The organism is Pararhizobium polonicum (assembly GCF_001687365.1).
Taxonomy (GTDB): Bacteria; Pseudomonadota; Alphaproteobacteria; order Rhizobiales; family Rhizobiaceae; genus Pararhizobium; species Pararhizobium polonicum.
Genome location: NZ_LGLV01000010.1, coordinates 14,965 through 36,502, shown reverse-complemented (window position 1 = coordinate 36,502; position 21,538 = coordinate 14,965). Strand labels below are relative to the sequence as shown.

General features: G+C 61.8%; 20 protein-coding genes. 11 read left to right on the top strand and 9 right to left on the bottom strand.

The genetic code is table 11. From position 1 onward, the window contains the following. Window positions 1–80: 80 nt before the first annotated feature. The 4 genes from ADU59_RS16400 to ADU59_RS16385 all read left to right on the top strand — a co-directional run bounded on the left by ADU59_RS16400 (window position 81) and on the right by ADU59_RS16385 (window position 3,537). Window positions 81–1,034 carry an ABC transporter substrate-binding protein gene (locus ADU59_RS16400; protein ID WP_068955230.1) on the top strand — a complete coding sequence of 318 codons (954 nt, stop codon included), beginning with the start codon at window positions 81–83 and terminating at the stop codon, window positions 1,032–1,034. A 136-nt stretch (window positions 1,035–1,170) separates the two neighbouring features. Beyond that, the gene (locus ADU59_RS16395) at window positions 1,171–2,049 is read left to right on the top strand and encodes an ABC transporter permease (RefSeq protein WP_068955229.1); all 879 of its coding nucleotides are present in this window, start codon (window positions 1,171–1,173) and stop codon (window positions 2,047–2,049) included. Continuing rightward, window positions 2,046–2,840: an ABC transporter ATP-binding protein gene (locus ADU59_RS16390; protein WP_068955228.1), complete on the top strand. Its 795-nt coding sequence runs from the start codon at window positions 2,046–2,048 to the stop codon at window positions 2,838–2,840. The genes ADU59_RS16395 and ADU59_RS16390 overlap by 4 nt, the downstream gene beginning before the upstream one ends. A 70-nt stretch (window positions 2,841–2,910) precedes the next feature. Next, entirely contained in the window at window positions 2,911–3,537 is a 627-nt protein-coding gene (locus tag ADU59_RS16385) for a DUF1287 domain-containing protein (RefSeq protein WP_083198305.1), read from the top strand. Window positions 3,538–3,543: 6 nt separating this feature from the next. Here ADU59_RS16385 and ADU59_RS16380 read toward each other — a convergent pair whose 3' ends face one another. Then, window positions 3,544–4,185, bottom strand: coding sequence for a LysE family translocator (locus ADU59_RS16380; RefSeq protein WP_068955227.1), 642 nt, complete (start codon window positions 4,183–4,185; stop codon window positions 3,544–3,546). A 193-nt stretch (window positions 4,186–4,378) separates the two neighbouring features. Here ADU59_RS16380 and ADU59_RS16375 point away from each other — a divergent pair, with 193 nt between their 5' ends. The 3 genes from ADU59_RS16375 (at window position 4,379) to gfa (ending at window position 7,086) form a co-directional block, all read left to right on the top strand. Then, window positions 4,379–4,831 (top strand): BA14K family protein, encoded by a 453-nt coding sequence (locus ADU59_RS16375; RefSeq protein WP_068955226.1) that lies wholly within the window; start codon window positions 4,379–4,381, stop codon window positions 4,829–4,831. Window positions 4,832–5,075: 244 nt separating this feature from the next. Next, entirely contained in the window at window positions 5,076–6,293 is a 1,218-nt protein-coding gene (locus tag ADU59_RS16370) for an argininosuccinate synthase (protein ID WP_068955225.1), read from the top strand. Window positions 6,294–6,510: 217 nt separating this feature from the next. After that, window positions 6,511–7,086: an S-(hydroxymethyl)glutathione synthase gene (gfa, locus tag ADU59_RS16365; RefSeq protein WP_068955224.1), complete on the top strand. Its 576-nt coding sequence runs from the start codon at window positions 6,511–6,513 to the stop codon at window positions 7,084–7,086. 78 nt (window positions 7,087–7,164) lie between these two features. On the opposite strand, the gene typA is transcribed toward gfa, so the two are convergent. Together typA and ADU59_RS16355 are read right to left on the bottom strand one after the other, a co-directional pair. Continuing rightward, on the bottom strand, window positions 7,165–8,994 hold the full coding sequence (gene typA / locus ADU59_RS16360; RefSeq protein WP_068955223.1) for a translational GTPase TypA: 1,830 nt from the start codon (window positions 8,992–8,994) through the stop codon (window positions 7,165–7,167). A gap of 137 nt (window positions 8,995–9,131) precedes the next feature. After that, entirely contained in the window at window positions 9,132–10,694 is a 1,563-nt protein-coding gene (locus ADU59_RS16355; protein WP_068955222.1) for an alkaline phosphatase D family protein, read from the bottom strand. A gap of 198 nt (window positions 10,695–10,892) precedes the next feature. Between ADU59_RS16355 and ADU59_RS16350 the strand changes: the two genes are divergently transcribed. Further along, window positions 10,893–11,144, top strand: a complete 252-nt coding sequence (locus ADU59_RS16350) for a ribbon-helix-helix domain-containing protein (RefSeq protein WP_068955221.1) — start codon at window positions 10,893–10,895, stop codon at window positions 11,142–11,144. Window position 11,145: 1 nt separating this feature from the next. Next, window positions 11,146–11,502, top strand: a complete 357-nt coding sequence (locus tag ADU59_RS16345) for a type II toxin-antitoxin system RelE/ParE family toxin (RefSeq protein WP_068955220.1) — start codon at window positions 11,146–11,148, stop codon at window positions 11,500–11,502. Between the two features lies 1 nt (window position 11,503). Here the strand turns inward: ADU59_RS16345 and ADU59_RS16340 are convergent, their stop codons facing one another. Together ADU59_RS16340 and ADU59_RS16335 are read right to left on the bottom strand one after the other, a co-directional pair. Continuing rightward, complete coding sequence (locus ADU59_RS16340) at window positions 11,504–13,594, bottom strand: M3 family metallopeptidase (protein WP_068955219.1); 2,091 nt, start codon at window positions 13,592–13,594, stop codon at window positions 11,504–11,506. Window positions 13,595–13,707: 113 nt separating this feature from the next. After that, entirely contained in the window at window positions 13,708–14,349 is a 642-nt protein-coding gene (locus ADU59_RS16335; protein ID WP_068955218.1) for a LysE family translocator, read from the bottom strand. Between the two features lie 221 nt (window positions 14,350–14,570). Here ADU59_RS16335 and ADU59_RS16330 point away from each other — a divergent pair, with 221 nt between their 5' ends. Continuing rightward, complete coding sequence (locus ADU59_RS16330; protein WP_068955217.1) at window positions 14,571–15,050, top strand: MarR family winged helix-turn-helix transcriptional regulator; 480 nt, start codon at window positions 14,571–14,573, stop codon at window positions 15,048–15,050. Between the two features lie 8 nt (window positions 15,051–15,058). After that, the gene (locus tag ADU59_RS16325) at window positions 15,059–16,264 is read left to right on the top strand and encodes a multidrug effflux MFS transporter (RefSeq protein WP_083198324.1); all 1,206 of its coding nucleotides are present in this window, start codon (window positions 15,059–15,061) and stop codon (window positions 16,262–16,264) included. A gap of 59 nt (window positions 16,265–16,323) precedes the next feature. Here the strand turns inward: ADU59_RS16325 and ADU59_RS16320 are convergent, their stop codons facing one another. From ADU59_RS16320 to ADU59_RS16305, 4 genes are all read right to left on the bottom strand, one after another. Continuing rightward, a complete protein-coding gene (locus ADU59_RS16320) occupies window positions 16,324–16,893 on the bottom strand; it encodes a CarD family transcriptional regulator (protein WP_068955215.1) in 570 nt (189 codons plus the stop codon). A 415-nt stretch (window positions 16,894–17,308) separates the two neighbouring features. Continuing rightward, on the bottom strand, window positions 17,309–17,647 hold the full coding sequence (gene fdxA / locus ADU59_RS16315) for a ferredoxin FdxA (protein ID WP_068955214.1): 339 nt from the start codon (window positions 17,645–17,647) through the stop codon (window positions 17,309–17,311). Window positions 17,648–17,862: 215 nt separating this feature from the next. Further along, a complete protein-coding gene (locus tag ADU59_RS16310) occupies window positions 17,863–18,276 on the bottom strand; it encodes an RNA-binding S4 domain-containing protein (protein WP_068955213.1) in 414 nt (137 codons plus the stop codon). A gap of 17 nt (window positions 18,277–18,293) precedes the next feature. After that, complete coding sequence (locus ADU59_RS16305; protein ID WP_068955212.1) at window positions 18,294–21,407, bottom strand: helicase-related protein; 3,114 nt, start codon at window positions 21,405–21,407, stop codon at window positions 18,294–18,296. Between the last annotated feature and the right edge of the window lie 131 nt (window positions 21,408–21,538).

The window sequence follows — 21,538 nt, the reverse complement described above, 5'->3', positions numbered from 1 at the left end:
GGATACCGGTCTGCAATTCGATTGATTTCAGCCTCAAGCCTTCCTAAGACTGCCTAAAAATCAGTCTTTGGAGGACACCCATGCGTTCACTTCTCATTGCCCTGGCGGCAACCGTCGCCCTCACTCTGCCCGCGCGGGCAGACGATGTCACGGTTGCGGTCACTGCCATCGTCGAACATCCGGCACTGGATGCCGTGCGCGACGGTGTCAAGGAAGCCCTGGCCGCTGCCGGCTACAAGGAAGGCGAGAACCTCAAGTTCCTCTACGAATCCGCGCAAGGAAACCCGGCAACGGCAGCCCAGATCGCCCGCCAGTTCGCCGGCGAAGCCCCGAACGTCATCGTTCCGATCTCGACGCCTTCGGCCCAGGCCGTCGTGTCCTCGACGCGAGATATTCCGGTGGTCTTCACCGCCGTTTCCGATCCGCTCGGCGCCCAGCTGATCAAGGACATGGACAAGCCCGGCGGCAACGTCACCGGCCTTTCCGACCTGTCGCCGGTTGCCGAGCATGTGGCACTGATCAAGGAAATCCTGCCGAACGTGAAATCGATCGGCTATCTCTACAATTCCGGCGAGGCGAACTCCGTGTCGCTGCTGGCCGTTTTGAAGACGGAAGCCGAGAAAGCCGGCCTGACGGTGGTTGAATCCGCCGCGACCAAGTCGGCCGAAGTCCAGGGCGCCGCCCGCGCCCTCGTCGGCCGCGCCGACGTGATCTACGTTCCGACCGACAACACGATCATCTCCGCGCTCGAAGGCGCCGTCGCCGTTGCCGCAGAAGCCAAGCTGCCGCTGTTCACCGCCGATACGGATTCCGTTTCGCGCGGCGCGGTTGCCGCTCTCGGCTTCAACTATCATGATGTTGGCAAGCAGACCGGCGACATCGTCGTGCGCATCCTCAAGGGCGAAAATCCGGGCGACATCGCGGTCAAGGTGGCGGCCGGCACCGATCTCGTCATCAACAAGTCTGCCGCCGCCAAGATGGGCGTAACCTTCCCGGAAAGCGTCACCAGCCGCGCCACCCGCATCATCGAATAAGCGCGCAACACGACAATCCGATTGATTTTGAACCGCCCTCGCATCATACGGGGGCGGTTCATCTGTAAAACAGGCCCGTTTCGCCTGCCGATAGGGCCAAAACGGGTTTGAAGACCAAGGAAGAGGACCGACAGCGGTGAGCCAAATTGCCTTCTGGGGAGCGGTGGAACTGGGGCTTGTTTACGCCTTCGTCGCCATCGGCGTGTTCCTTGCCTTCCGCGTGCTGGACTTTCCGGACCTCACCGTCGACGGCTCATTCCCGCTCGGTGCCGCCGTTGCCGCCGTGCTGATCATCGCCGGCGTCAATCCGTGGATCGCCAGCGGCGTTGCCATGGTCGCCGGTGCTGCCGCAGGCATCGTCACCGCCATCCTCAATGTCCGCTTCCGCATTCTCAATCTGCTCGCCTCGATCCTGACGATGATCGCGCTGTTCTCGGTCAACCTGCGCGTCATGGGCAAACCGAACGTGGCGCTGATCAATGCCGACACGATGCTGTCGCCCTTCTACGGCCTGGGCCTGCGCGATTTCTACGTCCGGCCGCTGTTTGTCGGGCTTCTGGTGCTTGTCGCCGTTCTCGCCGTCTGGCGCTTTCTGGAAAGCGATGCCGGGCTTGCGATGCGGGCAACCGGCGCCAATGCGCGCATGGCACGGGCGCAAGGGGTGGAGACCAGCCGCCAGATCTATCTCGGCATGGCGCTCTCCAACGCGCTGGTCGCGCTCGGGGGCGCGCTGTTTGCCCAGACCAACGGCTTTGCCGACGTCACCTCCGGCGTCGGCACCATCGTTGTCGGTCTCGCCGCCGTCATCATCGGCGAAACCCTGCTCGGCAGCCGTGGCATCCTGATTGCGCTTCTGGGCTGCGTGCTTGGCTCGATCCTCTACCGCATCGCCATCCAGCTGGCGCTCTCGAGCGATATGCTCGGCCTCAAGGCCTCCGACCTCAATTTCGTCACCGCAGCGCTCGTCACCGTCGCCCTCGTTCTTCCTCGCCTGCGCCGCGGAGGTGCCGCATGATCAAGCTCGACAATATCCAGGTCGTCTTCGGCAAGGGAACGCCGCTGCAGAAACAGGCGCTGAACGGCGTCAGCCTCACCATCGAGGAAGGCACCTTCGTCACCGTCATCGGCTCCAACGGCGCCGGCAAATCCACCGTGCTCGGCGTTCTCGCCGGCGACGTCATCCCCACGGCAGGCCAGGTCACGATCGGCAAGACGGACGTCACCCGCAAGGGCACCGCCGCCCGCGCCGGGCTGGTCGCCCGTGTGTTCCAGGACCCGCTGGCGGGCAGCTGCGGCGCCCTGTCGATCGAGGAAAATCTGGCGCTTGCCGCCAGGCGCGGCGAAAGCCGGGGCCTGACACCGGCGCTCGGCCCCAAGCGCCGCGAGCATTTTCGCGAGCGTATCGCCGAGCTCAATCTCGGCCTTGAAAACCGCATGAAGGACCGCATGGACCTGCTCTCGGGCGGCCAGCGGCAGGCGGTCTCGCTGGTCATGGCGACGCTGGCGGGCTCGGAAGTGCTGCTGCTCGACGAGCATACCGCAGCGCTCGACCCGGGCATGGCCGAATTCATCATGAACCTCACCCAGAAGATCGTCTCCGAGCGCAAGCTGACAGCATTGATGGTCACCCATTCGATGCGTCAGGCGCTCGATTTCGGCCACCGCACCATCATGCTGCATGCCGGCGAAGTCGTGCTCGATGTCTCCGGCGACAGCCGCAAGACGTTGCAGGTCGAAGACCTTATCGCCATGTTCCGCAAGATTCGCGGCCAGACACTGGACGACGATGCGCTGCTGATCGGCTGACGGCTGCGGCGCCGTCAATTTGCTCCAATCGCCCCTCAAGCATGTCGTGTCGTCGATTGGGGGAGGGACAATGCTTTCGCGTCGCAAGCTCATTGCCGGTGGCCTGTGCGCCGGCGCCGCCGGACTGGCTCTACCGAACCTGCGGCCACGCGCCGAAACCACACTCCCCGCTGAGGAATGGGCGAAAAAGCTGGTGACGGCGGCCCAGTCGCAGATTGGCGTCACGCTGCTGTATGATCCAAGCTATTCGAAAATCGCTTTCCCGGGTGGCGACGTACCGCGTTTCAAGGGCGTCTGCACCGATGTCATCGTCCGGGCCTATCGCGACGGCCTCAATCTCGATCTCCAGGCCCTGGTCAACGCCGACATGCGCAAGGCTTTCGATGCCTATCCGAAAAACTGGGGCCTGAAGGCCACGGACAGCAATATCGACCACCGCCGCGTGCCCAACCTGCAGACGTTTCTGAAGCGACAGAACACCGACATGCCCATCGCCACGGACGGGCTCGACTACGCTGCGGGCGACATTGTCACGCAGATGCTGCCCGGCAACAAGCCGCATATCGCCATTGTCAGCGATACGCTCAACAAGGACGGCTCGAGACCATTGCTGATCCACAATATCGGATGGGGGACGAAGATGGACGATATCCTCTTCGCCTTTTCCATCACCGGGCGTTATCGCTACCGCGGCTGACGCCGCTCACCGTGCCTGCGTGAACAGGATCTTGACGGCGAAGATCGAAAAGACCCCTGCAAACGTGTAGTCGATGCCGCGCATGACGCTTTTGCGGCGCTGCAGCCAGGCGGACAGCCAGTCGGCGGTCAGAATGACCAGGATATTGACCGGCATCGCCGCGACGATGAAGAAGAAGCCGAGGAACAAAAGCTTCTGCGTCACGGCCGGGTCATGGGCGGTGACGAACTGCGGCAGGAAGGTCATGAAGAAGATGATGACCTTCGGATTGAGCAGGTTGACCCAGAGCCCCGTCGAGACATTGGCCAGCGGCGACGCCCCGGTATCGTCGACCTTCTTGACCGTCAGGGTCGATCCATAGCGGATCGCCTGCACGGCGAGCCAAAAGAGATAGGCAGCACCGCCGGTTTTCAGGATCATGAAGGCCGTCGGCGATGCCGTGATCAACGCCGAAATGCCGAAGGCGACCAGAAGCGTGTGCACGACGCAGCCAAGGCTCGTTCCGACCACGATGAAGAACGCAGCCGCCTTGCCTTGGCTCAGCGCCCGGCTGATGGATAGCGTCATGTCCGGGCCCGGTGTCGCGGCCAGGAGCAGCGTTGCGGCGGTGAAGGCCAGTAGTGTCGGCAGGCTGGGCAGGAAATCCATCTTTGAAACCTATGGGACGTTTGGAGCCGTGCAGTCGGTCGATGCACGCCTATTGAATGTCCCAAATGGCGTTTGAAAGCAAATCGCATTTCCTCAGATAATGGATGCGGCCGATCGCCGGATAATAATGCGACCATAAGTGGAACAAAAGATCCGCTGAACCGTTTCCGTCCCACCAATGAGGAAACACTCCATGAGAAAAATAGCCGTACTTTTCATTTCAGCCGTAACAGCCCTGACCAGTTTTGCGCCGGCACAGGCCTTTCCGACCGCCCCGCTGAAGCCGCAAACCGCACAATCGGATATCGTCCAGGTGGGTGACCATGCCGGTCGGGCCTTCATCCGCAGACATCATCGCGGCCAGGGATGGGACCGCAACCGGCGCGACGACCGCCGTGGTTACTACAGAGACGATCGCCGCGGTTATTACAGAAACGACTATCGCCGGCACCATCGCCACAACAATGCGGGTGCAATCATCGGCGGCCTGGCTGCCGGGGCGATCATCGGCGGGGCGCTTGCATCGCAGCCGCGCTACTCCAATGGCAATTCCCATGTTCAGTCATGCTACGCGCGATATCGCTCCTATCGGGCATCCGACAACACCTACCAGCCGAATTACGGGCCACGCCGCCAGTGCAACTAGGCCAGTACAATTAGGGGATGGCCACTCAACGGCCATAAGATCGCAATCGAGCCTGCCGCCCCGAGGGACGGCGGGCTTTTTCAATTGCGGCCTCGCATTGCCGACCCCATAAACCTCCGTTGAGACGACAAGCTTGCTAATCCGGCCGCGAAAGGCTTGCGCGTCCCCGCAATCTCGCTAAAAGTGCCGCAGAATTTTCTTGGGCGCGATCCCGCGTCTTCCTGGACAAGACGGACAGACAAACATGGCAAAGCAAGTGAAAAAGGTCGTTCTCGCCTATTCCGGCGGTCTCGACACGTCGATCATCCTGAAATGGCTGCAGACCGAACTCGGTGCTGAAGTCGTCACCTTCACCGCCGATCTCGGCCAGGGTGAAGAACTCGAGCCGGCCCGCAAGAAGGCCGAGATGATGGGCATCAAGGATATCTATATCCGCGATGTGCGCGAGGAATTCGTCAAGGATTTCGTCTTCCCGATGTTCCGCGCCAACGCCGTCTATGAAGGCGTCTACCTGCTCGGCACCTCGATCGCCCGCCCGCTGATCTCCAAGCACCTGATCGACATCGCCCGCGAAACCGGTGCCGATGCCATTGCCCATGGCGCCACCGGCAAGGGCAACGACCAGGTTCGTTTCGAGCTTTCCGCCTATGCGCTGAACCCCGACATCAAGATCATTGCGCCCTGGCGCGACTGGTCGTTCAAGAGCCGCACCGACCTGCTCGAATTCGCCGAAAAGCACCAGATCCCGGTTGCCAAGGACAAGAAGGGCGAAGCGCCCTTCTCCGTCGACGCCAACCTGCTGCACTCCTCCTCCGAGGGCAAGGTTCTGGAAGATCCGGCGATCGAAGCCCCGAACTATGTCTACATGCGCACCATCTCGCCGGAAGAAGCGCCGGATGTGGCGACCACCGTCAAGATCGGCTTCCGCAAGGGTGATGCCGTTTCGATCGACGGCAAGGAAATGAGCCCGGCCTCTATCCTGACCGCGCTCAATGCGCTCGGCCGCGACAACGGCATCGGCCGCCTCGATCTCGTCGAAAACCGCTTCGTCGGCATGAAGTCGCGCGGCATCTACGAGACCCCCGGCGGCACGATCCTGCTCACCGCCCACCGCGCCATCGAATCGATCACGCTCGACCGGGGTGCAGCCCACCTCAAGGACGACATCATGCCGCGCTACGCGGAGCTGATCTATTACGGCTTCTGGTTTTCGCCGGAGCGCGAAATGCTGCAGGCGCTGATCGACAAGAGCCAGGAGCATGTCGAGGGCGAGGTGACGCTGAAGCTCTACAAGGGCAATGTCATGGTCACCGGCCGCGAGAGCAACAAGTCGCTCTATTCCGACAAGCTGGTCACCTTCGAGGACGACCAGGGCGCCTACGACCAGAAGGACGCCGCCGGCTTCATCAAGCTCAATGCGCTGCGTCTGCGCACACTGGCCGCCCGCAACCGCGACAAGTAAAAGCGACGCAGACTGCGATTTGAAAGCCCGTTTCCGGCCCCGGAAGCGGGCTTTTTTGTTGTCGCGACGCGTTGGACCGGAAAGGCTGAAAGAGCCTCTTCGTTGCGGCAAATGAACACCGGGATTCTTCCCGCCATCGTGATATGCTGATTGCCGAGGCGCCTCGTGCGGTCTGCCGGCGCGCAGACGCCATCATAACCGGCAGCGGGAGGAGAAAATGACAGCTACCGTTTCTCTACATCCATTGCTCGACAAGGGCATGCCCAAGGGCGCGTCCGGCTTCACCGGCGGCGTTCTGGTCTGCGCCTGCGCCGACAGGCCTGTACGGGTCAAGGTCGATGGCGACGTCGCCCATAATCATGCCTGCGGCTGTACGAAATGCTGGAAGCCGGATGGCGCAACATTTTCCATCGTCGCAGTCGTTCCCCACGACAAGATCGCCGTGCTTGAAAACGGCGACAAGCTTGCGGTGGTCGACACATCGGCGCTGATCCAGCGCCACGCCTGCAAAGGCTGCGGCGTCCATATGTACGGGCCCGTGGAGCGGGAACACCCCTTCCAGGGGCTGGACTTCATCCACCCCGAACGCTTCAACGCGGATAGCTGGTCGCCACCGGGCTTTGCCGCATTCGTCTCGTCCATCATCGAATCCGGCACCGATCCCGCCGATATGCCGGCCATCCGCGCGCGGTTGACGGAACTGGGGCTCACGCCATCCGATTGCCTGAACAACGCCCTGATGGACTATATCGCCACCTGGACGGCCAGGAAAAGCGGCGTGCTGAAATCCTGACGGCCATAAGGCACACATGAAAAAAGGCGCAGCGATCGATATCGCTGCGCCTTTGTCTATTCTACCCAAACGGTCTGCTTATGCAGCGCCGCGCGATTTTTCGAAACGCTTGCGGTCGTTCGAGTCGAGATACATCTTGCGCAGGCGGATGTTCTTCGGCGTCACTTCGACCAGTTCGTCGTCCTGGATCCAGGAGAGGGCGCGGTCGAGCGTCATGCGGATCGGCGGGGTCAGCTTGACGGCTTCGTCCTTGCCGGAGGCGCGCATGTTGGTGAGCTTCTTGCCCTTCAGCACGTTGACTTCGAGATCGTTGTCACGCGTGTGGATGCCGATGATCATGCCGGCATAGACCTTCTCGCCGACGTCGATGATCATCGGGCCGCGGTCTTCCAGGTTGAACATGGCGTAGGCAACGGATTCGCCGGCATCGTTGGAGAGCAGAACGCCCTGAACGCGGCCGCCGATATCGCCCTTGTAAGGCTGATATTCGTGGAACAGGCGGTTCATGATCGCCGTGCCGCGCGTGTCGGTCATCAGTTCCGACTGGTAGCCGATCAGGCCGCGGGTCGGCGCGAAGAACTTCAGGCGAACGCGGTTGCCGCCGGACGGACGCAGCTCGGCCATTTCAGCCTTGCGCTCGGACATCTTCTGGACGACGACGCCGGAATATTCCTCATCGACGTCGATGACGACTTCTTCCACCGGCTCCAGCATCTGGCCGGTTGCTTCGTCCTTGTGCATGACGACGCGCGGACGCGAGACTGCGAGTTCGAAGCCTTCGCGGCGCATGGTTTCGATGAGAACGGCCAACTGCAATTCGCCACGGCCGGAGACGTAGAACGAATCCTTGCCTTCGGCTTCCTCGATCTTCAGCGCGACGTTGCCTTCGGCTTCCTTGAGCAGACGGTCACGAATGACGCGCGAAGTAACCTTGTCGCCTTCGGTGCCGGCAAGCGGGCTGTCGTTGACGATGAAGGACATGGTGACGGTCGGCGGGTCGATCGGCTGGGCATGCAGCGCCTCGGTGACCGAAGCATCGCAGAACGTGTCGGCGACCGTGCCCTTGGACAGGCCGGCGATGGCGACGATGTCACCCGCATGCGCTTCGTCGATCGGTGTACGCTCGATGCCGCGGAAGGCGAGGATCTTGGAGATACGGCCGTTTTCGATCAGCTTGCCGTCCTGGCCGATAACCTTGACGGCCTGGTTCGGCTTGATCGAGCCGGAATGGATGCGGCCGGTGATGATGCGGCCGAGGAAGGGGTTGGCTTCCAGGATCGTGCCGATCATGCGGAACGCGCCGTCTTCGTCGCCGACGCTCGGCTCCGGAACGTGCTTGAGAACGAGGTCGAGAAGCGGCGCGAGGCCTTCTTCCTTCGGACCTTCCGGATTGAGGTTCATCCAGCCGTTGCGGCCCGAACCGTAGAGGATCGGGAAGTCGAGCTGTTCGTCGGTCGCGTCGAGATTGGCAAAGAGGTCGAAAACTTCGTTGATGACTTCTTCATGGCGGCCATCCGGACGGTCGATCTTGTTGATCGCGACGATCGGGCGAAGGCCGACCTTCAGGGCCTTCGAAACCACGAACTTGGTCTGCGGCATCGGGCCTTCCGAGCTGTCGACCAGAACGATCGCGCCATCCACCATCGACAGGATGCGCTCCACTTCACCGCCGAAGTCGGCGTGGCCGGGGGTGTCGACGATGTTGATGCGAACGCCCTTCCACTCGATCGAGGTGGCCTTCGCCAGAATGGTGATGCCGCGCTCTTTTTCGAGGTCGTTCGAATCCATCATGCGCTCGGTCGTGCGCTGGTTGTCGCGGAAAGAACCCGACTGCTTCAGAAGTTCGTCGACAAGCGTGGTTTTCCCATGGTCAACGTGTGCGATGATCGCGATGTTGCGCATTTTCATGTGTGAATACTCGGAGGTTTCGGGGCGTATGTGATGAACGCCGCATCTTCAATTGCGCGGCTCATACAGGTTTTTTTGCATTTGCGAAAGGGGGGCAGGCCGCAAAGTCTTGCAAGACGGTGAATCCAGTGATCGCCTCATACGGAATTTCCGGCGGGATCGAGCGTGATCTGCCAGAGTTCGCGGTCGTCCCGATCCATCAGGCGAACCGTCATCTGCTCGGTCTGGCCGTTGATATCGACAAGACCGAAGAACTGCAGCCCGGCCGACGGCGGCAGGTTCTGGTCGATGCCTTCGCCCGCAGCCTTGATGAAGCGCACGTCCGGGCCGAACGTCATATCCAGTTCCTTCGGCCCATAGGTGCCGGAATGCAGCGGGCCGGACACGAACTCCCAGAACGGCAGGAAGTCCTTGAAGGCGGCGCGGGCGGGATCGTAATGGTGGGCAGCGGTATAATGCACGTCGGCCGTCAGCCAGACGATGTTCTGAATGGCATTGTCACGGACGAAGCGCAGGATATCGGCAAATTCCGTCTCGCGTCCCGTCGGCGGGCCATTGTCGCCGTTGGCGATCGCATCGGAGCCGCGCTTGTGGGCAAAATCGTCCCAGACGACGAGGCCGATGGGCATGTCGCAGGCGATCACCTTCCAGGTGGCGCTGGAGGCCGCCAGTTCCCGCTTCAGCCAATCCGCCTGCCGCCAGCCGAACAGTTCGCCGCCTTCGCCCTGGTTGGCGTCGCGATAGGAGCGCAGGTCGACCATGAAGATGTCGAGCAGCCGCCCATAGGGGATCTTGCGGAAGATGCGGCCCGGCTGGGCGGCAATGGTGCGGATCGGCGTCATCTCCTGAAAAGCCCGCATGGCGCGGGCCGCATAGACCGAGACATCCTTTTCCGGGTAGCGCGGATCATCGCGCAGATCGGTCGATGGCGACCAGTTGTTCAGCACCTCATGATCGTCCCACTGATAGAAGGTCGGGCAGGCGGCATTCATGGCGCGGACATGATCGTCGAGCAGATTGTATTTCCACTGACCGCGATATTCATCCAGCGTTCGGGCAACCTCGCGCTTTTCCAGGGTGACGATGCGGTTTTTCCAGATGCTGCCGTCCCTGAGCGGTATTTCGTCGGGAATCGGGTTATCGGCATAGATCGTATCGCCGGAATGGATGAAGAAGTCCGGCTCGTGCAGTTGCATGGTCGCGTAGGTCTTCATGCCGGTATCGTCGATCCCCCAACCCTGGCCGGCCGTATCACCCGACCAGACGAAACGCACCGAGCGGCGGCGCAGGGGAGCGGTGCGAAAGCGGCCGGTGATCGGTTCGGAGACGCTGTTGCTGTCGTAGAGATCGGTGGCGGTGAAGCGATAGAAGATGTCCTGATCGGGCAGCAGACGGTCCAGCGCGCATTTCACCGTGAAATCGCTGCCCGGCAGCGCATCGATCGACGGCAGCCGCACCGGTGTAGAAAAACTTTCCGTCGTCGAATATTCGACGCCGATGCGGGATGGGCGATCGGTCCGCGTCCAGATCATCCCGGACTTCGTATCGACATCGCCGGACTGGACGCCATGGGTGAAGGATGGCCGCCCGAAGCTGCGCGCATAAAAGGGAGTGGCAAGAACGGATGTGGCCGCAAATCCGGCAACGCCTGCCGACAGCAGAAAGGAGCGGCGGGTCAACGTATCCTGAATATCGGCCAAATCTGCCTCCGGTATCGCCTCGGGAGTGACGGGTTTCCCGAGGCGGACCTTTGGCGACGCGGATGTCAGTTCGTTTACAGTTGGATGAATCTATTCCAACCGTTTGGCGACAGTTCCATGACGTGAAGACGAAGACGTGAAATTTATTGACAATAAACTTCACAGTACACATCATCCCTCATTCCCAGGGAGGCAGATATGGCGTCTGAAAGCATTCACGTCCGGGTCACAGGCCCATTGCAGGATCATGTACAGCAGCAGATCGGCCAGAACGGCCTTTACGAAAATGCCAGCGAATATATCCGCGCCTTGATCCGCCGTGATCTGCAAAGCCGGACGGAAGCCTGGGAATGGCTTCAAAAGAAGCTGGAACCCGGCTTGAGGGCTGACGAAAGCGAGTTTGTCACCGTCTCGGCCGAAGACGTCATTCGTCGCAACACAAGCCGATAGGATGGGCGGATATCTGTTCTATCCGCCGGCAAATGCCGCGCAGGATCGCATCTGGAAAGAGACAGTCGCTCAGTGGGGCGAAGACCAGGCGATCGCCTATATCACCGGCCTTCATGCTCATCTGCAGAAACTGTCGCGGACAAAGGCTCTCTGGCGCCGGCTGCCGGGCAATCTCGCAGCGCCGACAGACTTGAAAATTCAGGCCTACTTCAGCCGTTACGAACGCCACTACCTGTTCTTTCGGGAGCTCCCGGGCGGCAAGATCGGCGTCATGGCCATCCTTCACGACCGGATGGATATCCCCGTGCGGCTGCACGAGGATCTCATCGGTCTCGCTGATAAGCTCAAGGACGAGTAGATCAGGCGTCCGATCCAGCCAGTTCCTCCGTCACCGCCAGCCCCTTCTTGGCCAGCATCGCATCCGGGCTCGGAAGTTTGCCGCGGAAGGCCCTGTAGGCGTCTTCCGGGTCGATCGAGCCGCCGACGGAATAGATATTGTCCTTCAGCTTCTTTGCCGTGGCCGGATTGAAGGCATCGCCGGTTTCCTCGAAGGCGGCGAAGGCGTCGGCATCGAGCACCTCCGACCACATGTAGGAATAATAGCCGGCCGAGTAACCGTCGCCGGAAAACACGTGCTGGAAGTGCGGCGTGGCATGGCGCATGACGATCGAGGCCGGCATGCCGATTTTCGTCAGGACTTCGGTCTGTACCGCCATCGGGTCTTCGACAGCGCCACGGGTGTGGAACGCCATGTCCACCAATGCGGACGATGTGAATTCCACCGTGTTGAAGCCCGAATTGAACGTGCGGGCGGCCAGCACCTTGTCGAGCAGCGCCTGCGGCATCGGCTCGCCGGTCGCCTCATGCACAGCATATTGTTTCAGGATCGCAGGCACCGTCAGCCAATGTTCGTAGAGCTGCGACGGCAGTTCGACGAAATCGCGTGAAACGCTGGTGCCGGAGACCGATGGATAGGTCACATCTGACAGCATGCCGTGCAGCGCATGGCCGAATTCGTGGAACAGGGTGCGGGCGTCGTCGAGCGACAGCAGGGCAGGTTTGCCTTCCGCCGGCTTGGCGAAATTGCAGACATTGTAGATGATCGGCAATTCGCCCACCGTACCGTTTTTCAGCGGCAGCCGGTGCTGCGACTGGAACGAACTCATCCAGGCGCCGGAGCGCTTCGAGGCGCGGGCGAAATAGTCGCCAAGGAAAAGCGCCACCAGCTTTCCGCTGGAATCGCGGATATCGAAGACGCGCACGTCCGGATGATAGCCGGCAACCCCCTTCTTCTCGGTCGCCGTGATGCCGAACAGCCGGTGCGCGACGTCGAAGCAGGCATCGATGATCTTTTCGAGCTGCAGGTAGGGCTTCAGTTCGCTTTCGGAAAAATTGAATTTCTGCGCCCGCAGCTTTTCGGCATAGTGGCGCCAGTCCCAGGGCATGACCGGATGGTTGCGGCCCTCGGCGGCGATCAGCGCGGCGAGATCGGCTTCTTCCTCACGGGCCCGGACGACGGCCTTTTCCCAGACCTGGGTCAAAAGCCCGTTCACCGCCTCCGGCGTCTTTGCCATGGTATTGTCGAGCTTCAGCGCGGCGTAGTTTTCGTAGCCGAGCAGCTTGGCCTTTTCGGCGCGCAGCGCCAGTGTCTGGCGGATCGTGTCGCGGTTGTCGGTCTCGCCGCCATTTGCGCCGCGGGCGACCCAGGCCTTGAACGCCTGTTCGCGAAGGTCGCGGTTTTCCGAGAAGGTCAGGAACGGCTCGATGATCGAGCGCGACAGGGTCACCGCATATTTGCCGTCCTCGCCGCGATCGCGCGCGGCAGACGCCATGGAATCCTTCAGGAACTGCGGCAGGCCTGCAAGATCGGTCTCCTTGTCGAGGATGAGCGCCCAGCTCTTTTCGTCGGCGAGCACGTTCTGGCCGAACTGGGCACCGAGGCTTGCCAGCGTTTCGTTGATCGCAGCCAGCCTCTCCTGCTCGGCCTTCGGCAGCTTTGCGCCGGATTTGACGAAGCCCTTCCAGTGCCGCTCCAGCACGCGGGTTTGCTCCAGATCGAGCCCGAGCTTTTCGCGGCCCTCCCACAAGGCGTCGATGCGGGCAAAAAGCGCCACGTTCATGCCGATTTTCGAATAGTGCCGCGACATCTTCGGGGCGATATCACGCTCCAGCGCCTGGATGACATCGTTGGTATGGGCGCCGGCGCGGTTCCAGAACAGCGCGGAGACGCGCGACAGCGTATCGCCGGCAATTTCCAGCGCAACAATGGCATTCTGGAAAGTCGGGGCCTCGGAATTGTCGGCGATCGCCGCGATCTCCGTTTCATGCTCGGCCAAAGCCGCTTCGAAGGATGCCGCGAAATCGCCATCGCCGACCGCCTCGAAGCGGGGCAACCCGTCAGGGCCGTTCCAGTCGGTGACGGCGGGGTTGAGAGCAGGGCTCGAAGTCATGGGCAGTCCTTTCGCATTCCGATCAGTCCCGCAGAAGGCGGGCGCTGCCAAACGTTGTCGGCAGCGATTGTGGAGATATCAAGAGTGTCAGGTGGGCGCTCGGCCGCTCCGGATCAAGGCTTCCGCATTCCAAGAAGACCGGGTGCAGCATGCCAGATGGCCTGTACCGCAAACCCCATGAACAGCACGCCGGAAAGCCGGACGATGGCCAGCTCGTGGCGGCGGTAGAAACGCCGCACGACGGAGGCGCCGATGATGCCGATCAGAATGATGTCGGCGGCAAGGAACCCGAGGAACGAAACGGCGAGCAATGCCGGCAGGGCATGGAAATCCAGGGCATTCGACGAGCCGGCGAGCAGCGCCGTAAAGGTGGCGAGTGCCACCGGGTATCCCTTGGGATTGGTCAGTCCGAAGATCAGGCCGCGCCGATACGGCCGCTCGACGCTCATCAGCGGCTGGTTTTCGCCGCGCGGCTTGGCGCGCAATGCCGTCCAGCCGATCCACGCGAGATAGACGCCGCAGAGAAGGCCGAGAATATCGAAGATCGTGCTGCCGATCGTCTTGGCGCCGACGATCGCCACCAGCGCCAGCGTCGACCAGAGAATATCTCCGGCCAGATGCCCGCCCATGAACAGCGCCCCCGCCTTGCGGCCCTGCCCGGCGCCAATGCCGAGAAGGGCGAGAAAAGCGGGACCCGGAATGAGAACATAAAGAAGGGCGGCCAGAAAGGCGCCGAAAAACAGGGTCTGCGTCATGGAGGCTCCTTGCGAGGAAAGAGCCATTCGACCTTGCGCCGGTGATTCCGTCAAGATGCCGGCAGAGCCAATTGATGGTCCGTCGACACCCCACGCGAGCATGGATGCGCTGTTGTCGTGATCGGCCTATGCGGTGTTCGAAGGGATCCCGGCTGCCAAACTTGCCGCCTTTATCGCAAGATGCTAAGTAAAGCTTACGATATTCGACATTGCGAGTTGTCATGCCTGTCAGACTTGAAACCGATACGATCGGCATGCTGCTGACGGATGTTTCCCGGCTGCTGCGAGGCGCCTTCGACCGGCGCATCAGCGCCTCCGGCCTTGGCGTCACCCCGGGGGAAGCCCGGGCGCTGATCCAGGTGGCAGCGACCGAGGGCATCAAGCAGGCGGATATCGCCGTGAAGATGGGGATCGAGCCGATGACGCTGTCCACCTATCTCGATCGTCTGGAAGGACTGGGGCTTGTCGAACGGATTGCCGATCCCGGTGACCGGCGGGCCAAGAACGTGATCGTGACCGGGAAGGCGGATACGCTGCTTCTCGAGATTCGCAGAGAAGTCCGCGCGCTGATGGATCAGGTAACGCTGGGCCTCGATGCCGAGGGCCGCGAAGCGTTGCGGGCTAGCCTCAAGGGGCTGCGCGACAATCTGCACCAGCTGGACCGTTGCGGTTCCTCCGACAAGAAGAGTATCGCCGAATGAGCCTGCGGATGAGCGAACGGCGCACCAGCATGCTCGGTGCATTGCTGGCGACCCTTGGTCCGATTTCCATGTCGATCTATACCCCGGCCATGCCCGAGCTGGTGCAGGCGTTTGCCACCACCGAATCGATGATCAAGCTCACCCTGTCGGTTTACTTCGGCGGCTTTTCCGTCGCACAGCTTGTCGCCGGACCGATGTCCGATGCGTTCGGCCGGAAAAACGCGACCCTCGCCTTCGTCGGCATCAACCTTCTGGGCAGCCTGATCTGCGCCTTTGCGCCATCGGTCGAAGGGCTGCTGGCCGGCCGGCTGATTCAGGGCATCGGCGCATCCGTTGGCATCACCGTTGCCCGCGCCATCGTGCGGGACCAGTTCACGGGCGCCGAGGCATCGCGGATCATGAACCTGATCGGCATCATGCTGGCCATTGGCCCGGCCATGGCACCGACGCTGGGCGGGCTGGCGCTGGCCGCCTTCGGCTGGCAGGCGATCTTCTTTCTTCTGGTCGGGTTTGGCCTGCTCACCATCGTTTCCGTCACTGCCTTCATGCGCGAGACAGCAATGCCCGATCGCCGCCGCGCCCGGCCGGGACCGCTTCTGGCAGCCTATGGCGAGCTGATCCGCGATCCACGCTTCGTGGCCGCGGCCATCGTGCTCGGCGGCTCGGTCGGCGCGCTTTATGCGCAGTCGACCATGCTGTCCTTCATCCTGATCGACAAGGTGGGCCTGTCGCCAACGGCCTTCGGGCTCGGCATGCTGATGCAGTCCGGCTCCTATTTTTCAGGTTCGGTCTGTCTGCGGCTGACGGCGGCAAAACTCGGCGGCGAAGGCTCCGTTCGCGCCGGCCTTGCCTTCTGCACCATCGGCGCTCTGCTGATCGCGCTTTCGGTGCATTTCATCACCCCAAGCTACCTGTCGGTCATGCTGCCGGTCGCCTTCTCCAGCTTCGGCATCGCCTTCCTGACGCCGCATATGACGACGGCGGCGCTGCAATCCTTCCCGCATATTGCCGGCTCGGCATCGGCGATGATGGGTTTCATCCAGATGGCCGGCGGCTTTCTCGGCGGCCTCGCGGCAGCCCTCCTCGGCACACCCTTCATCGCCTTCGGACTGATCATTCCGGCGATGCTGCTGACGTCAGTCGCCAGCTATCTCTGGTTCCTGCAGGCGACCCGCCGTTCGGTCCTGGCCACTGACAGAGCTGTCGGAGAATAACAAAAGGCCCCGTCATCGCTGACAGGGCCTTTTGGATACAAGCGCCGTTTGACCGGTGCTTATGCAGCTTCTTCCTGCGTTTCGTCTTCTTCGACGGCCTTGCCGCGCTTCGGCCCCTTGTTCAGGTTGGCTTCCACGAGACGGACAGCTTCCGTTTCCGACATCTTGTTCACGGCTGCGATTTCGCGCGCCATGCGGTCAAGCGCAGCTTCATAAAGCTGACGTTCGGAATAGGACTGCTCCGGCTGGTTTTCAGCACGGTAAAGGTCGCGCACGACCTCGGCGATCGAGATCAGGTCACCGGAATTGATCTTGGCATCATATTCCTGCGCGCGGCGGGACCACATGGTCCGCTTGACGCGTGCCCTGCCCTGTACGACCTTCAATGCACGTTCGACGAAATCGGTCTCGGACAGCTTGCGCATGCCGATGGAGACGGCCTTTGCAACCGGCACCTTGAGACGCATCTTGTCCTTTTCGAAATCGATCACAAACAGTTCGAGCGACATGCCCGCAACCACCTGATCTTCGATTGCAACGATTTGTCCTACGCCATGTGCCGGGTAAACGATCGATTCACCGGTCTTGAATCCATGGCGTGTTGAAGGTTTTTTCTGCTGGGTCGTCATTCGTTTCAAAAACTCCCTGTTACGCTCCCGGCAACAAGCCGGGGCCGGGTCAGTCAGGCCCGGGATGGACGGGGGCACCGTCGGGTGACTCCATACTGTTCCGTGCCAACGGTCATCAAATCGATCTTCTGCGGGGCGATCACGCACAAGCAACAGACGTTGCGTATTTGGGGTCAGCCGCGCCGTGGGATTCTTTTGCTTTCGTGATGGTTTTCGGGCACACGCAAGTGCCACGATGTGGATCAGTATTTTGACCCTATCATAAAAAACTGCGGAAATCAATAATTTGCTTTACAACGGCCAACAAGGCCAGCCAGCCCGTCACGGACATGGTTAAGCCATGATTCCCCCATTTTCGCCATTTTTCACAGCCGGGAAAACAACCCTGTAACCCGCTGTCCGAAAATCCGGCCGGTCAGTCGCCCTGACCGGGATTCGGCGAAAAATATTTCTCGTACTTGCCTTCTTCGCCGTCCATCTCCTTGGCTTCCGGCATCTCATCACGCTTGACGGTGAGATTGGGCCATTGTGTGGCGAATTCGGCATTGACCTTCAGCCACTTGTCCAGACCCGGCTCGGTGTCCGGCTTGATGGCCCCTGCGGGACATTCCGGCTCGCAGACGCCACAGTCGATGCACTCGTCGGGATGAATGACCAGAAAGTTCTCGCCTTCATAGAAGCAGTCCACCGGGCACACTTCCACGCAATCGGTGTATTTGCAGCGTATGCAATTATCGGTCACGACATACGTCATGAGGTACTCCAGCGATTTCTCACATGTGATGGCAGACAGCAACCAGAGTGAAGCCCGCTTGTCCGCATCCGTTGGGGATATCAGCCCGCCAACGCCTTTGACGGCGCGACACGGCTGCTCATTTACCCCGTGAGGTAAAGGCTTTGCCGGGGCTTTGCAAGAATAATCCATGCGCCAAACCACCGGCCGGCGGGACAGTTTTCTAATCCTGTTTTCTAATCATCCTGCCAGCCGGACTTCAGCCGATCGACATCGCGGCGCTCCTTCTTGGTCGGCCGGCCGCTGCCGCGCTCGCGCATTGCCTGCTCGAAGGCATTCGGCTTTTCGCCGGGAACGGCGACAGGCGTCAGGTCCTCGTAGAGAAGGCGGGCTTCTTCATACGGGCCACGCCGGACACCGGCAAGCAAAACGCGAACGGTGGTGTCACGCCGGTCAAGGGAAACAACGACGATATCGCCGGCTTTCAGCGCATGCGACGGCTGGGTAATCCGGACATCGTTGACCCGGACATCACCGGACTCGATCGCCTTCTGGGCGATCGAGCGGGACTTCTGCAGGCGCGTGAAGAACAGCCATTTGTCGAGACGCTGGCGGAGAACCGGCAGGGACTGAGGCTGTTTTCCACTCATCCTTACACCCTGGGGCGTTACTTCTTCATCTGCTCCTTCAGGGCAGCCAGCTTGGCGAAGGGCGAATCCGGATCCATCGGCTTTTCCTTGCGCGGTGGGCGTGCCTCGAACTTGGCGGCCTGCGGCTTGGCACCACGGTCGTTGCGATCCGGACGATCCTGGCGCTCGCCCTTTCCGTGGCGCTGGTCACCCTGCGGCTTGCCGCCGTCACGGCCCCGGTTGCGATCCGGCCTGCCGCCACCACCCGGCTTGCGATTGTCATCGCGACCTTCGCGGCGGCCTTCACCTTCGCGGCGCGGTTCGCCGCCGTCACGGCGGGCTTCGCCCTGCGGTGCACGGTTGTTGCCGCCACGGCGATCGCCCTGCGGACGGCCACCCGAACGCTGGTTGTCGTTGCGGCCGCCGGGGCGCCACAGCAGCACCGGCTTGGCTTCGACAGCCTCTGCCGGCTCCTCACCCTGTTCGGTGGCTACGGCCTGTTCGACAGCTGCGGGCTGCTCGGCCTCTGCCGCCGGAACTTCGGCAACAGCAGGGGCGGCCTCAGCGGCCTGCTCCGCCGCCGGCTCGGCAGCATGCTGCTCTTCGCCCGCGGCATCCGCGTCGTCATGGTCTGCCGTTTCAACCGGCATGTCGGAGGCTGCGGCATCCGTTGCCGGCGCGGCAGAGCCGGCCTGCGTGGACAGGAAAGCAGCGGCCTCTTCAGCCTTCACGGCATCGGCGCGATAGCCGAGACCCTTGAGGATCTCTTCCATATCGTCGGGCGTCGCACCGAGGATCGAGAGCATTGCCGTCGTCGCGGTGAAGCGGCGGCCGTCATAGGCACCGTCCGGACGCGCCGTCGTGCCCGGCTTCCACTGCAGCAGCGGACGGATGAGGTCGGCGAGACGCTCGAGGATGTCGATGCGCACGGCACGCTTGCCGAGGAAACGGAAGCCGGCCAGCTTGTAGAAGGTACGCTCGAACGCCGGATCGGTGACAACAGACGTGCGGCCTGCGGCCAGAACCGGGATCAGATCGCCATAGCCGGGCTTGTCCAGGCCGTCGTTCTTCAGCGCCCAGAGCAGCGTGATGAGTTCCGCCGGAGCGGGCTTCAACAGCGCCGGCATGAAAATGTGATAGGCCCCGAAACGGATGCCGTGGCGGCGGATGGAGGCGCGCGCCTCCTGATCCAGCGACTTGACGTCGTCGGCGACATCGCGGCGGAACATCACACCGAGATTTTCGACCAGCTGGAAGGCCAGGCCCTTGGCGAGACCTTCCAGGTCTTCGGCACGCGACAGATCGTCGAGCGGTTTCAGCACCGTCGAGATGTGATGATTGACGAAGCGCTCGATGCGGGCGAGCACATGCTCGCGGGCATTGCCCTGAAGCTGTTCGTCGGCCAGCAAAAGCACGCGCGGACGCATGACGTGATCGCTGGCGGCAAGCCGCGCCACGGGATCGCCGAGCCAGCGCACCAGACCATCGGACGCCAATGCGAGATCCGCATTGCCCGCCGCATGCAGCCTTGCAGCCCGCGCTTCGAATTCGAGTGCCAGCGCCTTTTGCGCAGCACCCTGCGCTGCGCGCGCATCAAGACCATCGGCCACTGTCGCCAGTGTGAAACGGAACCCGGCCAATTGTCCCACATGATGACCTTCAACGAAGACATCGCCATTTACACTGATTTCAGCTTCCAACATCGCATTCTCTCTCAGGCGCTTCATGAGCACAGATGTCCTGCGATCAACAAAGCGTTTCGTCAACCTTTCATGTAACGCGTCAGACAATCGATCCTCGATTTCCCGCGTCTTTTCTTGCCAGTGTGTCGGATCGGCAAGCCATCCCGGACGGTTGGACACATAGGTCCATGTCCTGATTTGTGCAATTCTCGCGGACAATGTGTCGATTTCACCATCCGTATGGTCCGCGCGGCGAACCTGTTCGGCCATGAAATCTTCGTTCACTGTGCCACGCCGGACGAGATCGGCATAGATCGTCGAAATCAGATCGGCGTGTTGCGCCGGTGTTATACGACGGTAGTCGGGAAGCGCACAGGCCTCCCAGAGTGTCTCTACACGCTCCGGTGTGGTCGCGACACTGGTAACTTCCGGATAGCGTGAAAGATAATCCAGCGCCTGCTGATCGACGGCCGGCAATGCCCGTGTGAGCCCGTTCACGACCGGTGCCGCGTCGAGGCTTTTCTTCAGCGCCTGTATCGACGCGTAGTTGAGCGACTTCGACCGCCACTGCAGCACCCGCACCGGATCGAACTGATGCGATTCGATGCGGTGAACCAGTTCGTTGTCGAACGGCTCGACCCGCGAGGTGACGCCGAAGGTGCCATCGCGCAGATGGCGCCCGGCACGCCCGGCAATCTGCGCCAACTCGCCAGGATTGAGATTGCGGAACTGGTAGCCGTCATATTTGCGGTCCTGCGCGAAGGCCACATGGTCGACATCGAGGTTGAGCCCCATGCCGATCGCGTCCGTCGCCACCAGATATTCGACATCGCCCGCCTGATAGAGCGCGACCTGCGCATTGCGCGTGCGCGGCGACAGGGCACCGAGCACGACGGCGGCACCGCCCCGCTGGCGGCGGATCAGTTCGGCGATCGCATAGACCTCCTCGGCGGAGAAGGCGACGATCGCGGTGCGCTGCGGCAGGCGGGTGATCTTCTTCGAGCCGGCATAGAGAAGCTGCGACAGCCGCGGGCGCTCGACAACGGTGATACCGGGCAGAAGATGTTCGAGGATCGGCCGCATGGTCGCAGCCCCCAGGAGCAGCGTCTCGACGCGGCCGCGCAGGTGCATCAGGCGATCGGTGAAGATATGGCCGCGCTCCAGATCGCCGGCGAGCTGAACCTCGTCGATCGCCACGAAAGCGGCCTTGGTGTCGCGCGGCATGGCTTCGACGGTGCAGACCGAGAAGCGCGCCATATGCGGCGTGATCTTTTCCTCGCCGGTGATCAGCGCGACATTGTGGGCGCCGACCTTTTCGACGACGCGGGTATAGACCTCGCGCGCCAAGAGCCTGAGCGGCAGGCCGATGACGCCGCTCTCGTGCGCGACCATGCGCTCGATCGCATAATGCGTCTTGCCGGTATTGGTGGGGCCGAGCACCGCGATCACGCCGCGGCCGCTCAAGATCATCGGTTGGTCAGGCACTGTATCGATCCTGCGCACTTTCAGTCTGCGAAGTCCACTCACGGCGGGCAAGCCGTTTCAACCGGCGCAGCCACACATGCCCACGCAGACGCGCAAACGCAAGGGTGCGCGGGCAG

Coding starts and splice junctions, on each gene's coding strand:
- ADU59_RS16305 (WP_068955212.1), bottom strand. CDS start 21,407: ATGATCTTGAGCGGCCGCGGCGTGATCGCGGTGCTCGGCCCCACCAAT.
- ADU59_RS16390 (WP_068955228.1), top strand. CDS start 2,046: ATGATCAAGCTCGACAATATCCAGGTCGTCTTCGGCAAGGGAACGCCG.
- ADU59_RS16310 (WP_068955213.1), bottom strand. CDS start 18,276: ATGAGTGGAAAACAGCCTCAGTCCCTGCCGGTTCTCCGCCAGCGTCTC.
- ADU59_RS16320 (WP_068955215.1), bottom strand. CDS start 16,893: ATGACGACCCAGCAGAAAAAACCTTCAACACGCCATGGATTCAAGACC.
- ADU59_RS16400 (WP_068955230.1), top strand. CDS start 81: ATGCGTTCACTTCTCATTGCCCTGGCGGCAACCGTCGCCCTCACTCTG.
- typA (WP_068955223.1), bottom strand. CDS start 8,994: ATGAAAATGCGCAACATCGCGATCATCGCACACGTTGACCATGGGAAA.
- ADU59_RS16325 (WP_083198324.1), top strand. CDS start 15,059: ATGAGCGAACGGCGCACCAGCATGCTCGGTGCATTGCTGGCGACCCTT.
- ADU59_RS16370 (WP_068955225.1), top strand. CDS start 5,076: ATGGCAAAGCAAGTGAAAAAGGTCGTTCTCGCCTATTCCGGCGGTCTC.
- ADU59_RS16385 (WP_083198305.1), top strand. CDS start 2,911: ATGCTTTCGCGTCGCAAGCTCATTGCCGGTGGCCTGTGCGCCGGCGCC.
- ADU59_RS16345 (WP_068955220.1), top strand. CDS start 11,146: ATGGGCGGATATCTGTTCTATCCGCCGGCAAATGCCGCGCAGGATCGC.
- ADU59_RS16330 (WP_068955217.1), top strand. CDS start 14,571: ATGCCTGTCAGACTTGAAACCGATACGATCGGCATGCTGCTGACGGAT.
- ADU59_RS16350 (WP_068955221.1), top strand. CDS start 10,893: ATGGCGTCTGAAAGCATTCACGTCCGGGTCACAGGCCCATTGCAGGAT.
- ADU59_RS16375 (WP_068955226.1), top strand. CDS start 4,379: ATGAGAAAAATAGCCGTACTTTTCATTTCAGCCGTAACAGCCCTGACC.
- gfa (WP_068955224.1), top strand. CDS start 6,511: ATGACAGCTACCGTTTCTCTACATCCATTGCTCGACAAGGGCATGCCC.
- ADU59_RS16335 (WP_068955218.1), bottom strand. CDS start 14,349: ATGACGCAGACCCTGTTTTTCGGCGCCTTTCTGGCCGCCCTTCTTTAT.
- ADU59_RS16340 (WP_068955219.1), bottom strand. CDS start 13,594: ATGACTTCGAGCCCTGCTCTCAACCCCGCCGTCACCGACTGGAACGGC.
- ADU59_RS16380 (WP_068955227.1), bottom strand. CDS start 4,185: ATGGATTTCCTGCCCAGCCTGCCGACACTACTGGCCTTCACCGCCGCA.
- fdxA (WP_068955214.1), bottom strand. CDS start 17,647: ATGACGTATGTCGTGACCGATAATTGCATACGCTGCAAATACACCGAT.